The organism is Clostridium sp., from assembly GCF_016650035.1.
In the GTDB taxonomy this organism is placed as follows: domain Bacteria; phylum Bacillota; class Clostridia; order Clostridiales; family Clostridiaceae; genus Clostridium_AD.
Genome location: NZ_JAENWM010000047.1, coordinates 17,648 through 30,091 on the forward strand (window position 1 = coordinate 17,648; position 12,444 = coordinate 30,091).

At 32.0% G+C, this 12,444-nt stretch carries 15 protein-coding genes; 6 read left to right on the plus strand and 9 right to left on the minus strand.

Annotated elements, in window-relative coordinates; translation table 11 throughout:
- Positions 1-196 precede the first annotated feature (196 nt).
- Positions 197-1,144, plus strand: coding sequence for an ABC transporter substrate-binding protein (locus JJD95_RS12000; RefSeq protein WP_291643264.1), 948 nt, complete (start codon positions 197-199; stop codon positions 1,142-1,144).
- Between the two features lie 86 nt (positions 1,145-1,230).
- Here the strand turns inward: JJD95_RS12000 and JJD95_RS12005 are convergent, their stop codons facing one another.
- Positions 1,231-1,494, minus strand: coding sequence for a DUF3243 domain-containing protein (locus tag JJD95_RS12005; RefSeq protein WP_291643265.1), 264 nt, complete (start codon positions 1,492-1,494; stop codon positions 1,231-1,233).
- 113 nt (positions 1,495-1,607) lie between these two features.
- Here JJD95_RS12005 and JJD95_RS12010 point away from each other — a divergent pair, with 113 nt between their 5' ends.
- Positions 1,608-3,533 carry a U32 family peptidase gene (locus tag JJD95_RS12010; RefSeq protein ID WP_291643266.1) on the plus strand — a complete coding sequence of 642 codons (1,926 nt, stop codon included), beginning with the start codon at positions 1,608-1,610 and terminating at the stop codon, positions 3,531-3,533.
- 18 nt (positions 3,534-3,551) lie between these two features.
- Positions 3,552-4,838 carry an aspartate aminotransferase family protein gene (locus tag JJD95_RS12015; RefSeq protein ID WP_291643267.1) on the plus strand — a complete coding sequence of 429 codons (1,287 nt, stop codon included), beginning with the start codon at positions 3,552-3,554 and terminating at the stop codon, positions 4,836-4,838.
- Positions 4,839-4,900: 62 nt separating this feature from the next.
- Here the strand turns inward: JJD95_RS12015 and JJD95_RS12020 are convergent, their stop codons facing one another.
- The 3 genes from JJD95_RS12020 to hcp all read right to left on the minus strand — a co-directional run bounded on the left by JJD95_RS12020 (position 4,901) and on the right by hcp (position 8,610).
- Positions 4,901-6,094, minus strand: coding sequence for an acetate/propionate family kinase (locus JJD95_RS12020; protein WP_291643268.1), 1,194 nt, complete (start codon positions 6,092-6,094; stop codon positions 4,901-4,903).
- Positions 6,095-6,269: 175 nt separating this feature from the next.
- Positions 6,270-6,635: a hypothetical protein gene (locus JJD95_RS12025; RefSeq protein WP_291643269.1), complete on the minus strand. Its 366-nt coding sequence runs from the start codon at positions 6,633-6,635 to the stop codon at positions 6,270-6,272.
- A gap of 328 nt (positions 6,636-6,963) precedes the next feature.
- The gene (gene hcp / locus JJD95_RS12030) at positions 6,964-8,610 is read right to left on the minus strand and encodes a hydroxylamine reductase (RefSeq protein ID WP_291643270.1); all 1,647 of its coding nucleotides are present in this window, start codon (positions 8,608-8,610) and stop codon (positions 6,964-6,966) included.
- A 245-nt stretch (positions 8,611-8,855) separates the two neighbouring features.
- Here hcp and JJD95_RS12035 point away from each other — a divergent pair, with 245 nt between their 5' ends.
- The gene (locus tag JJD95_RS12035) at positions 8,856-9,350 is read left to right on the plus strand and encodes a methylated-DNA--[protein]-cysteine S-methyltransferase (protein ID WP_291643271.1); all 495 of its coding nucleotides are present in this window, start codon (positions 8,856-8,858) and stop codon (positions 9,348-9,350) included.
- A gap of 34 nt (positions 9,351-9,384) precedes the next feature.
- On the opposite strand, the gene JJD95_RS12040 is transcribed toward JJD95_RS12035, so the two are convergent.
- The 4 genes from JJD95_RS12040 to JJD95_RS12055 form a co-directional block, all read right to left on the minus strand.
- Positions 9,385-9,591, minus strand: a complete 207-nt coding sequence (locus tag JJD95_RS12040; protein ID WP_291643272.1) for a hypothetical protein — start codon at positions 9,589-9,591, stop codon at positions 9,385-9,387.
- A 113-nt stretch (positions 9,592-9,704) separates the two neighbouring features.
- Positions 9,705-10,388 (minus strand): N-acetylmuramoyl-L-alanine amidase, encoded by a 684-nt coding sequence (locus tag JJD95_RS12045; protein ID WP_291643273.1) that lies wholly within the window; start codon positions 10,386-10,388, stop codon positions 9,705-9,707.
- Positions 10,389-10,474: 86 nt separating this feature from the next.
- Positions 10,475-10,711 carry a DUF2922 domain-containing protein gene (locus JJD95_RS12050; RefSeq protein WP_291643274.1) on the minus strand — a complete coding sequence of 79 codons (237 nt, stop codon included), beginning with the start codon at positions 10,709-10,711 and terminating at the stop codon, positions 10,475-10,477.
- A gap of 48 nt (positions 10,712-10,759) precedes the next feature.
- The gene (locus tag JJD95_RS12055; RefSeq protein ID WP_291643275.1) at positions 10,760-10,984 is read right to left on the minus strand and encodes a DUF1659 domain-containing protein; all 225 of its coding nucleotides are present in this window, start codon (positions 10,982-10,984) and stop codon (positions 10,760-10,762) included.
- 196 nt (positions 10,985-11,180) lie between these two features.
- Here JJD95_RS12055 and JJD95_RS12060 point away from each other — a divergent pair, with 196 nt between their 5' ends.
- Positions 11,181-11,369: a hypothetical protein gene (locus JJD95_RS12060; protein ID WP_291643276.1), complete on the plus strand. Its 189-nt coding sequence runs from the start codon at positions 11,181-11,183 to the stop codon at positions 11,367-11,369.
- 213 nt (positions 11,370-11,582) lie between these two features.
- On the opposite strand, the gene JJD95_RS12065 is transcribed toward JJD95_RS12060, so the two are convergent.
- Positions 11,583-11,987 carry a hypothetical protein gene (locus JJD95_RS12065; RefSeq protein ID WP_291643277.1) on the minus strand — a complete coding sequence of 135 codons (405 nt, stop codon included), beginning with the start codon at positions 11,985-11,987 and terminating at the stop codon, positions 11,583-11,585.
- A 118-nt stretch (positions 11,988-12,105) separates the two neighbouring features.
- Here JJD95_RS12065 and JJD95_RS12070 point away from each other — a divergent pair.
- A partial coding sequence (locus JJD95_RS12070; protein ID WP_291643278.1) for a TetR/AcrR family transcriptional regulator occupies positions 12,106-12,444 on the plus strand: 339 nt, incomplete at its 3' end.

Consider the following 12,444-nt stretch of genomic DNA (forward strand, 5'->3'; position numbering starts at 1 on the left):
TCAATTAGATTGTTCCATACAATGGGTTAATAGTCATTTACAACATGTTCTCTAAGTGTTATAATCACTCCGTTGTTTACATTTCATTACAATACTTTATAAATTTTATCCTATATTTCACTTTCTTTTAAATTTTAAATTTATTGTTAATAAAAATTCATATTAGGGTAAGATAAATTAATATTGGAGGTACATAATGAAAAAAAAATTTTTAGCACTTATACTAGTATTAATCGTAAACGTAAGTATAATTGGATGTTCAAGTAAAAAAGAAGAATCAAGCACAGAATCACTTAAAACATTAACTATTGGTGTTATGCCTGATGTAGACTCTCTTCCATTAATTATAGCTCAGCATAATGAATATTTTAAAGAAGAAGGTATTCAAGTTAAAATAGAGCATTTTAAAAGTGCAGCCGATAGAGATACAGCCCTTCAAACCGGTAAAATAGATGGAGCAATATCTGATATGCTTGCGGTAGTATTTTTCAATGATAGTGATTTTGACGTTAAAGTCACTTCAAAAACGGATGGTAGCTTTAAACTTATTTCCGGAAAAGATTCCGGCATTTCTAAAATAGAACAATCTACTGGAAAATCTATAGGAATTTCTAAAAATACTATTATAGAATACTTGACAGATAGAATTATGCAAGCTTCCAATATAGATGTAAACTCACCAGAAAAAGTTGCAATACCAAAGATACCTACTAGACTCGAGATGTTAAATAACGGTAAATTGGATATGGCTACATTACCGGAACCTCTCGCAAGTGCCGCCATAGCTTCTGGTGGAAGAGTTATAAGTAGTTCTGAAAAACTTGGCATAAATCCCGGTGTAATGTTGTTTACAACGGATGCAATAGACTCAAAACCTGAAGAAATAAAATCACTTTACAACGCTTATAATAAATCCATTAAATTCTTAAAAGAGGAAAAGACAGAAAGCTATATTGATTTTGTAATTGAAGAGGCTGGCTTCCCCGAAACTGTAAAAAACACATTGACTCTTCCAAATTATACAAAGGCTTCTATGCCCTCTGAAAAAGAGTTAGAAGAAGTTTTAATCTGGCTTAAAGCAAAAAAACTAACTGACAGTAATTATAAATTACAAGATGTATCAAATAGCTCATTTATAAAATAACTGCTCATTTATAAAATAATGCACCATAGATTAAAATATGACCTCTTTCTAACGATGGAAAGAGGTTATATCATTAGTTAGATTAATTAATTATCCCTTTGTATCATTTTTATAATTAGACCAGTTAAAGATTCTTTCTCTTTTTCATTTGCAACTTCGAAGAGTTCTTTTAAAAGACGTTGTTCCCTATTTTCCGGGTCCACGTTAGAGGATAGAAATTCTCCTATTTTTGAACCCAGGTTTGTTATTGTATCCTCTGATAGACCTACTTTTTCACCCACAGATATCACATTGTATAATGTTTTCTTCCATTTATCAAAGTCTTCAATTAATTTATTGTCTAAATCCATTTTTACACCTCCACACGTTATAAAATTATTATTCACATAAAAGAAGAAAAATATTATAATGCATTTTTAATAAAAAATTATTCGCTTTAAATGTAAAGAAAGGACGTTTTTATATGAGTAGATATTTTAATGATAAAGAAGTAGAATTATTAGCCCCTGCAGGAACCTTTGAAATATTTGAAAAGGTTATATGCAGTGGTGCTGATGCTGTATATTTAGGTGGCAAGAAATTAAATATGCGTATGCATAGAAAAGATTATAATTTATCCAATGATGAAATAGAAAATGCCATTGCTATTGCACATTCCCTAAACAAAAAAGTTTATATAACAGTAAATAATCTTTTAAGTCAGGAGGATTTAAAAGATGCGGAGGAATATCTAAGATTCTTAGATAAAGTCCAGCCAGATGCACTAATTATTCAAGATTTTTCCATACTGGAATTTATCAATAGTTTAAATTTAAAATTAACTCTCCATTCATCGGTAATGATGAATGTCCATAATTTAGAAACTATTAACGCTTTGAATCAAAATGGAATTTCTAGAGTTGTTGCCTCTCGGGATATGGATTTACAGTCCATAAAAAGCTTGCATTACCAAACCCCTATGGAATTCGAATATTTTGCTCATGGAGATATGTGTGTTGCCCACGGTGCTCAATGTTTGTATAGTGGCATGCTATTCGGAAAAAGTAGTAATAGAGGCCTTTGCATGAAGCCCTGCCGCTGGCATTTTACAATGAAAAAGGATGGCCTAATTTATCCTACAGAATATCCAATGGCTGTTAAAGATATGTATATGTATGAGCACCTGCCTGAAATGATTGAAGCGGGTATCTTATCCTTTAAAATAGAAGGCAGAATGAAGGATGCAGATTATCTAGTTACCATGATTAACTACTACAGCGATGCTATAGATAGATATATAGAGGACCCTATTTGTTATGATAGAAAAAAAGATTCAAAAAGTATTTATGAAACTCGAAAAAGAGACATATCTACCAGCAGTGCCTTTGGCAAACCAGGTCTCGCAAATATTAATAGACGTTATGAAGGAACGGGGATATTTTATAGTCACGGTAAAGTTTTTAGTAAGCCTATAGAGGAAATTGAAATTGGTAAACAGAGAATAGAAGAAATAAAAACCTTTTTAAAGGGAGATATTTCTATGGCATGCATACCTAAATTAAGTGTTAAGGTAAATTCCTACGCGCAAGCTAAAGTAGCAATTGAGGAAGGTGTAGACCGAATTTATTTGTCCGGAGAAGTTTTTAAACCAAATCATCCTTTTAGTAAAAGTGAAATACTAAAATTAACCAAAGACAAAAGAAATACAAAGGTATATCTAGGATTTCCAAGAATGATGCTTGAAGAAGATTTTTCAAAATATAGTCAACTGCTTAAGGAAACTAATTTAGGACTTGATGGATTAGTTGTAACAAATTTAGGTGCTATCAATAAATTTAAATCTCTAGGCCTTGAACTTATTGGTGATTACTCGCTGAATATTTATAATCACTCTGCAGCAAATTTTTATGAAAAGCAAGGCTTATCTATTGCTACTCTTTCTGTAGAAACTCCACTACTAGATGCTAAAGACGTTATTACTAAATCCTCAATTCCTATTGAAATAATAGTTCATGGCTCACCAGTGGTTATGTATATGGATCATGATTTATATGAGAATACTAAAATTTTAGAACCTATAAGCCAGGCGGATAATTCTAACGTTCCTAACAATGTACTAGTTTTAGTTGATGAAAAAGCACATGAACACCCAGTTTACATTGATAGCAATGGCCGGAATCATATGACGCTTAGTAAAGATCTGTGTTATCTTCCATTTTTGAAAGAACTTAATGATATTGGCGTAAATAATTTTAGAATCGAAGCCTGTCATTACGATACTAATAATCTACGAAAAATTTTGCATATTTACAGAAAAGCTATTGATGATTTAACTGTATGTGATGATTTATTCCATTCGCTAGATCAGGGTACTTGTGGATTCACTCTTGGAGCTTTTCAATTCAATTAAAATCTAGGAGGCAATATAATGTTTAAATATATAGGACCAGAAAAAATAATTCAAAAGAAAAAGGAATTTCTTTTCCCCTGCTCACAGCACTTTTATAAAAGCCCACCCCAAATTGTTAAGGGAGAAATGCAGTATTTATTTGACTCAGAAGGCAAAAAATATCTTGATTTTTTTGCAGGTGTCTCTGTTATTAATTGCGGTCACTGTAATCCTGAAATATTAGATTCAACAATAACTCAATTAAAAACCCTTCAACATACAAGTATTATATATTTAACTGAGCCGATAGTTACTCTTGCTGAAAAGCTTTCATATATTCTACCTGGAGATATTGTGCATTCTTTCTTCTGCTGTACTGGATCAGAGGCCAATGAAGGTGCTCTTTTACTTGCTAGGCTTTATACAGGAAGAAATGAATTTATTTCACTAAATAACAGCCTACATGGTAGAACTTATTTAACTATGAGTGTTACCGGACTCCCTATGTGGAGAGCAGACCCTATGCTATCTGATTGTGTTACCTTTGTGCCTAATTCATATAACAGTGATAAGACTCTTGAAGAAGCAGCTAAAGAGTCCTTTGAAGCTACAGAAAAGGTAATTGAAAATAAAGCCCCAGGAACAATTGCAGCCTTAATTGCAGAACCTATACAAGGTAATGGAGGCATTATAACTCCACCTAAATGGTACTTCAAAAAAATAAAAACACTACTTTCAAAACATGGTATATTACTTATCATAGATGAAATTCAAACAGGATTTGCAAGAACGGGCAAGATGTTCGCTATAGAGCATTACGATGTAGTTCCAGATATAATTACAGTGGCAAAAGCTCTTGGAAACGGAATACCTATATCAGCCTTTTGCACAAATGATAGAATTGCTGCAGCATTCACAAAAGCTTCTGCCTCTACCTTAGGTGGAAATCCAGTAGCATCAAGCACTGCCATAGCTGTACTTGACTACATTAAAAATAATGATTTGTGTTCGAGCGTAGAGAATTTAGGAGTAAAATTAAAAAATGGCCTTCTTAAGCTAAAGGAAAAGCACCCATTAATTTATGATGTTAGAGGTATAGGTCTTATGTTAGGTGCAGAGCTAGTACGCGAAAATGGTGAACCTGCATGCGAGGAAACTGACTTTATATTAGAGACATTAAAGGATGAGGGCGTTCTTTTAGGTAAAAATGGATCTGGTAGAAATGTTTTAGCCTTTCAGCCACCTCTAGTTATAACGGAAAATGATGTGGAATTAATTCTAAACAAGTTGGATTTAGCTTTTAATAAACTTATGAATCAAGTATAAAAAATGGACATAAAAGAAACCTCTACAATATTTTACTTGTAGAGGTTTCTTTAAATTATATATTATGAATTAACAACTTCCTTTGTATCTCTTGCTATCATTAATTCCTCATTGGTAGGAATTACAAATACTTTTACTGTTGAATCTGCTGTACTTATTTCCGCAGCTTTACCTATAACATTATTCTTTTCCGCATCTATTTTAATGCCTAAAAACTCTAATCCCGCGCAACAAGCTTCTCTAGCTTTCACTGAGTTTTCCCCAACACCAGCAGTAAATATGATACAATCCACGCCACTTAAAGCACCGGCATAAGCACAGATGAATTTTTTAACTTCATAGTGAAAAACATCTAAAGCCAGTTGTGCTCTTTTATTGTCCTTAGCTGCATCCCAAATATCTCTAAAATCACTACTTATTCCAGAAATTCCTAGAACTCCTGATTTTTTATTCATTAAATCCGTTACTTCTTGTGGTGATAAATTTAGTTCTTGCATTAAGAAGGTTATAATTGATGGGTCTATATTCCCTGATCTTGTTCCCATAGCAATTCCTGCAAGAGGTGTAAATCCCATACTCGTATCAATAGATTTACCATTTTTAATTGCATCAATACTTGCTCCATTTCCTAAATGACAAGAAATAATTTTTAAATCTTTTTTATCTCTATTCATCATCTCTGCAGCCACTTGAGAAACATATTTATGAGAAGTTCCGTGGAATCCATATTTTCTTATCCCGAGATCTTCATATAATTCGTATGGCAGTGGATAAATATATGAATACTCTGGCATAGTTTGATGAAATGCTGTATCAAATACTGCCACCATTGGAGTACTCGGCATAAGTTCCTTGCAACAGTTGATTCCAGTAATATTTGCTGGATTATGAAGTGGTGCTAATTTTGAACAATCTTCTAATGCCTCCATAACTTTTTCATCAATCAATACAGATTCAGAATAGTATTCTCCACCATGAACCACTCTATGACCTACGGCTGAAATTTCATCCACACTTTTAATTACTCCATTGATTTCATCAATAAGTGTTTTAAGGACTAATTTAATTGCATCTTTGTGATCCTGCATGTTTTGTTTTATTATGTATTTTTCTCTGCCATCTACTTTCTGAGTTAAAACAGATCCTTCACTACCAATCCTCTCAATTAAACCTTGAGCTAAACAATTTTCATCTTCCATATTAATAAGTTGATATTTTAGAGACGAACTGCCACAGTTAATAACTAGTACTTTCATAAAAAATTCCCCTTCCTACATGTTACTTATTTATTTTTGCCAGTTTTATTGTTTTTGTATATCACATTTCTTATATAGTATATCATACTTCATAGCATTTAAGAGATATTTAACTTTGTTGTAAATTTTTAAATAAAAAACCAAGTCTTGAATATAAGACTTGGTTTTTTAATTATTACATATCTTTTGGCTTAATATCATTAAGCATCTTTATAGTTCCTTTTATGTACCATTTAACTTCTGATTTCTCTCCTCTATGTACCTTGGCAAGTATTCCAAACTTAGTCATAATGCCCGCAAGTGAACCTATAAATGAAGGTGTATTTAGTCCAGTTTTTTTAATTTTGTTTACCTTACCTATTTCTTTAATTACAGGTTCTTTTTTAATTTTACTATTTATTTCTTTACTCGTTTTAGATCTTTCTATATTTGTAGCCCCGAATTCTTCTAGTATTTTAAAAATTTCTTTCATCATATTGATTTTTTTATCAATACTTATACTAGGTGTTTCAATTTCAGTGTATTCTGTTGATTTTTTCATAATCATCGTTCCTTCCTTTAGTTGTAACGTTCTAACAACTTTGCTTAAGACTATTATATCATGATTTGCTACAATATTAATAAAAAATGTTAAAATATATTCCACTAGGTTGATTATTTTATAACATTATGGATTTGTTTAATTTTATTTTCCATTACAATATTTATGCGGAAAGTCCACTCTCTTTAGGTGTGGGATGGATAGCACTACTAAAATATACCATTAGACATGGTTCCCAAACGTTCGTTCCTATTTTAGCATATTTTAATATAAAATAAAACACTTATTTAATTAAAATAAGTGTTTTATTTTGGTTTAGAATCATATTTTATCCTAATATTTGTTTTAAATCTTCCTCTGGTGTGCTTATAGGTTTAATTTCAAAATTATCAACTAGAAATTGTAATACATTAGGACTTAAGAAAGCTGGTAGTGTAGGTCCTAAATAAATTCCTTTTACTCCTAAGAATAGTAACGCTAATAAGTCGGCAACAGCTTTTTGTTCATACCAAGTTATAACCATTGCTAGTGGCAAATCATTAATTCCACACTTAAACGCATCAGCTAAGGCTAAGGCAATTTTAACAGCGGAATAGGCATCGTTACATTGACCAACATCTAGTAATCTTGGAAGTCCTGCTACTTCACCAAACTCTAATTTGTTAAAACGGTATTTGCCGCAAGCTAAAGTAAGAATAATACAATCTTTCGGAACAAGCTGCGCAAATTCAGTGTAATAATTTCTTCCTGTTCTTGCTCCGTCGCATCCTCCAATTAAGAAAAAGTGTTTAATTTTTCCTTCTTTAACTGCATTAATTATTGTATCAGCATGAGCTAAAGTTGCTTTATGACCAAATCCAACTAGAATTTCTTTTACTTCTTCATCTTTTTCGAAGCCACCCAGTTCTAGAGCTTTGTTTATTATTTCAGAGAAATCCTTATGACCATTCTCATCAGCTACTATATGTTTTATTCCATCCCAGCCAACAACACTTGTAGAAAAAATTCTATCTTTATAAGAATCTTTTGGTTTCATTAAGCAGTTTGTTGTCATTAAAATACAACCAGGGATACCATCAAATTCCTTTTGCTGATCTTGCCATGCCCCTCCAAAGTTACCTACTAGATGTGCATATTTTTTCAACTCAGGATATCCATGAGAAGGAAGCATTTCACCGTGGGTATATATGTTTATTCCTTTGTCTTTTGTTTGCTCTAGTAACATTTCTAAGTCCCTTAAATCATGACCAGAAATAACTATAAATGGTCCTTTTTTAATGTTAACATTAACCTTTGTAGGTGTTGGGTCACTATACTTCTCAGTATTAGCTTTATCTAATACTTCCATAACTTTAACACTCATTTCCCCAGTTTTCATTAAGTGTTTAATAAGGTCTTGAAGAGTTAAACTATCATCAGTCATTACTGCTAGTGCTACAAAATAAAATTCATCTACTTCATCACTATAATATTTAATAAATCTTGCTTGATGTGCATAAGCTGCAATACCTTTTAATCCGTATTTTATAGTTTCGCGAACAGAACGTATATCAGCATCTAATGTTTCATCATACATAACTCCAGCTTTTTTAGCATCTTCAAGAATTTGTTCTTTTGAGTCACTTAAATTATATAGTGCCTCCTCTGCATTTACTTTTTCACTGGAAGCTTTCTTTCTTACTTCTTCTTTTATCACTTGAGATTTTTTAAGCATATCCATATGTGATTTTGGATCGAAGTTTACATTAGTTAACGTCATAAATAGTGCATTTTCAACAAATGATACCCATGTCTTAGGGAGTTTTTCACCTTTATCTAAAAGTTTTGTAGCATAACAACTGATTCCTTTTAACTGGTAAATTAACAGATCCTGCAATGCTGCAATTTCTGGTGTTTTCCCACAGACTCCTATATTAGTACAACCTTTACCACCTGCAGTTTGTTCACATTGAAAGCAAAACATTTTCCCTTGCATATGTAACCCTCCTAATTTTTAAAAATATTTTAATAATAGCTTACACTATCCTAAGATAAATATGCAAGAAGATAGTTAAGATTCACCCTTATATTTCACGAATTAACTATTTGTTCAAATAATATCGCTGCCTATTATAAAAACAAAGCTGCAATTGACAACTATAAGCCGTTATAGTACATTTATGATAATTATATTTAATAAAGCATCTTTATTTGAAATAGTTGGTTATGAGGAGGGATTTTGTGAGAATTGGGTATGATAGTTTTAATTCCCCTATTGGGCTTATCTATGTGGTTGTGGATGAAATTGGCGTTAAAAAAGTGGAACTTTTCGAAGAAGATTGGGTGGAATACAAGAAGAAATACGACAAAATACCCAAAGATAAAGAACTATGTACAGAAATTATATCTCAGCTAGAAGAGTATTTTAAAGGTAAACGGAAGTATTTTGATATTCCTTTATCTATTGATGGTACGGAATTCAGAAAAAAAGTTTGGAAAGCTCTTAGGGATATACCTTATGGTGAAGTTCGGTGTTATTTACAAATTGCAGAAGCTATAGGAAATCCTAAATCTGTAAGGGCAGTAGGGCAAGCTAATAAATTTAATAATTTGCCTATAATTATCCCCTGCCATAGAGTTATTGGTAAAGGTGGTAAATTAGTAGGGTTTGCAGGTAATAGAACCCCCACACAAAAACTACTATTGGAAATCGAAGGGGTTAATGTTGATAAATGATTTAGGTCTTCAAAAAAATTTAAATTAGCCACTGCTAATTTAAAATTTTTATCAAATACAATCCATGATCTAAAATACTTTGTTCACAACTAAACTTAACACCCATATCAATAAGTTCAAAACACACATCCCTTGTGCTATTTATATCAAATAGACACTTACCTTTTTCATCTAAGGATTTTACAGCATCCGCGTGAATTCCTTCCCTTAAAAGATTGTCTTTAATTTCATTATTTAGCATTTCCCCACCTCCATTCTCAATTGTTGACTCTATATATAGTATACTACATTTTTTATTTTTTCTAGTCTTTAAAATAAGGGCTATATTGCCCTTATTTTAATTTCTAGCTCGAACTAATTTTTAAAAACCATAATTGTTGCATCAAAGCCTGCTTCCGTTAACCTACGAACTTGATTAGTCGCATTTTCTCTCTCTGAATAAGACCCTACCATAACTCTATAAAGAGTTTGTCCACTTGTTGCCTCTGGCACTACTGAATTCTCAATATAGTTTACACTTATCTCCGTAAGAATAGCTTTAGTTAATGCTTTGATAATCTCACTTCTATTACTATCGAAAATATTATTATCATTAGTGTTATCAATAAATCCAATCTCAATAAGTATCGCAGGTGCTTTAGTTGCTCTAAGCACCTGAAAATTAGCCGTCTTTACTCCTCTGTCTACAAACCCTAAAGCTACAAGTGATGCTTGTATCCTTTTAGCTAACCCTTTAGAACTTGTACCTGAACTTAGGTAAGTGTAGGTTTCAACTCCTTTAGCCTTCTCAGGCATATATGCATTTCTATGAAATGATATGAAATAATCGTATGTGTTTTTATTTTCAAAATCACTTCTATCTCCAAGACTTACGGTAGTATCACTACTTCTTGTCTCATCTACAATAATTCCATACCTTCTAATTTCTGTAGCTATTGCTCTACCTAAACTTAAAACATCATTAGATTCTTTCCTTTCATTATATAAGGCCCCACTGTCTTTTCCACCATGTCCATAATCAAAACATAATTTTACCATTATTCTACTCCTCCTTATTAATTTATCTGATTTTATTTTTTGTGCTATTTGCAGAAAAAAAGCGCCCTTTTACAGGCACTATTTTCCTAAGCTACATCAACTATACTAGTATCGGTAGTAACTATCTTAGCATCTTTCTTGCCAATTGAGTTACCATTAGCTGATTCAAAGATGTTCTTTGCAATGACTAAATCCATAAGAGCGTTTACCTCAGCTTCTGTAATAGTTGGAACTCCATTTCCGTCAGCTTTGATATCATCTACAGTTAACGTGAAATACTTACCTTCTGTTTCTGTTAAAAATCTCATAACTAATTTATGCATATCACTTTTCCCCCTTTAAATTATTTGACCTGGATACTTTAAATAAGCTTATTCCATAACTAAATTGACTTGGTCTTCCCTGTCTAGTCTGAATAATGGATAAGTTTTGAGACTAGAGATAGCTTCTCCTACAGCAAAAATGTCCTCGTCCACCGCTTCAACTTTTAGATTGCTTAATCTCTTGGTTGCATATTTGTCTTTACCTTCGCTGTCAACTCCTACATTCATAGTAAGTTTTAGCGCACTGGCTACCTTTGTTGATACAACTGCCATTTAAATCACTCCTTCCTTCATTTTGTTTTCAATGAGTATATATGTCCTTTAAAAGTTTTGTGCGGAAATCAATTGAAATATATAAATTTATATAAGGTCTTTTAGTTTTTTTAGGGCTTTTTTCTTAAGCCTTGCAAATTAATTATATTTTCTAATTCCTCAGCAGCAGAATTATTTATTACTTCTTCTCTATTACTTGGTAGCCCCTTATAAGCCCCTTGAACTTACTGCAGATATAAAAATATCTATAGCCGTTGGTAGCACAAGTGAATTTGATCTTTTAGCAAATAAACCGCCGAGGTCCATAAGAGCTAATATTTATGTAATGCTAGTGGATTTAAATGATGGGAAAATAATAAATGAAGAAAAGCTATGCCAATTTTAATAGCACAGCTTTTTTTTAACATCAAATTTATATTCTGAGTCTATATTTAAAGCCACTAAAATTAAGTCGCGAAGCATACAAGCTCTGTTGCTATTGAATACAATGGTATTAGCTCTATCTAATACTGGATAAGTTAAATTAAAGGGTAATTATACCCCTATCACAATAAGTGATAGGGGTATTTCAATTTAAAGTTTAAATCTATTAAATATATCACTCTTTTTTTGCTGAAATAAAATAGTAGATTGAAACAAGTGCACATATACCTAAGTAAACAAACATTATATATTTTCCATTAAAAGCTGATTCTCCAGTGATATTGTTAACTTTAAGGCTAATAATACCAAGAACATAGGCAAATGGAATCAATCCAAGTAGATAAGGTGACAGGTATTTTGCTTTCTTCAGGACAAGTAAATAAGTAAATCCAGATAGTAGATTAGCAATACCAAAGCTACTCATAAGAATCAATGAATCAGGTATTGGATCGATGTGTGCAAAATAGGCTGAAGCCCACATGATATTAAAAGTATGCATAAATCCTCTTATAAGATCCATAACTGCAACGGCGCTAAGGGTGATAGTACTAATCTTAAGTGCTTTTTCTTTATTAAACATATATACCTCCTCTGATAATAAAAGTGACGTTGTAACATCTGTAGGCTTAGTATATACTGAGTTATAGGCTTTAGCAATAGGCTTGTGTTAAGTTATACAAAACAAGGAGATGTGTCACATGAAAAGAGTCAAACAGGTCAATGAATCCAAAGAAATGATTAGGAAAGCCTTATTTAGAAAACTAGAGGTTAAAGAACTTAACAATATTACCATGCTTGAAATCGCAGCTGAAGCTGATGTGGTTCGTATGACCCTTTACCGACATTTTAAGGATAAGGAACAAATTTTACTTTATAGCTTTGAGCTCTATTTAGAGCAGACAATAAGAGAAATGAGCGATATAATTCATCCAAGTTTGGTAGATTTACTAAAACTTAGATTTAAGATATTAAAAGAGTCTTCTGAAGTGCATTTAATTATAAAAAGCGGACAGTTTGATAAACTTTTTCAAACCATC

Coding starts and splice junctions, on each gene's coding strand:
- JJD95_RS12000 (WP_291643264.1), top strand. CDS start 197: ATGAAAAAAAAATTTTTAGCACTTATACTAGTATTAATCGTAAACGTA.
- JJD95_RS12005 (WP_291643265.1), bottom strand. CDS start 1,494: ATGGATTTAGACAATAAATTAATTGAAGACTTTGATAAATGGAAGAAA.
- JJD95_RS12010 (WP_291643266.1), top strand. CDS start 1,608: ATGAGTAGATATTTTAATGATAAAGAAGTAGAATTATTAGCCCCTGCA.
- JJD95_RS12015 (WP_291643267.1), top strand. CDS start 3,552: ATGTTTAAATATATAGGACCAGAAAAAATAATTCAAAAGAAAAAGGAA.
- JJD95_RS12020 (WP_291643268.1), bottom strand. CDS start 6,094: ATGAAAGTACTAGTTATTAACTGTGGCAGTTCGTCTCTAAAATATCAA.
- JJD95_RS12025 (WP_291643269.1), bottom strand. CDS start 6,635: ATGAAAAAATCAACAGAATACACTGAAATTGAAACACCTAGTATAAGT.
- hcp (WP_291643270.1), bottom strand. CDS start 8,610: ATGCAAGGGAAAATGTTTTGCTTTCAATGTGAACAAACTGCAGGTGGT.
- JJD95_RS12040 (WP_291643272.1), bottom strand. CDS start 9,591: ATGCTAAATAATGAAATTAAAGACAATCTTTTAAGGGAAGGAATTCAC.
- JJD95_RS12045 (WP_291643273.1), bottom strand. CDS start 10,388: ATGGTAAAATTATGTTTTGATTATGGACATGGTGGAAAAGACAGTGGG.
- JJD95_RS12050 (WP_291643274.1), bottom strand. CDS start 10,711: ATGCATAAATTAGTTATGAGATTTTTAACAGAAACAGAAGGTAAGTAT.
- JJD95_RS12055 (WP_291643275.1), bottom strand. CDS start 10,984: ATGGCAGTTGTATCAACAAAGGTAGCCAGTGCGCTAAAACTTACTATG.
- JJD95_RS12065 (WP_291643277.1), bottom strand. CDS start 11,987: ATGTTTAATAAAGAAAAAGCACTTAAGATTAGTACTATCACCCTTAGC.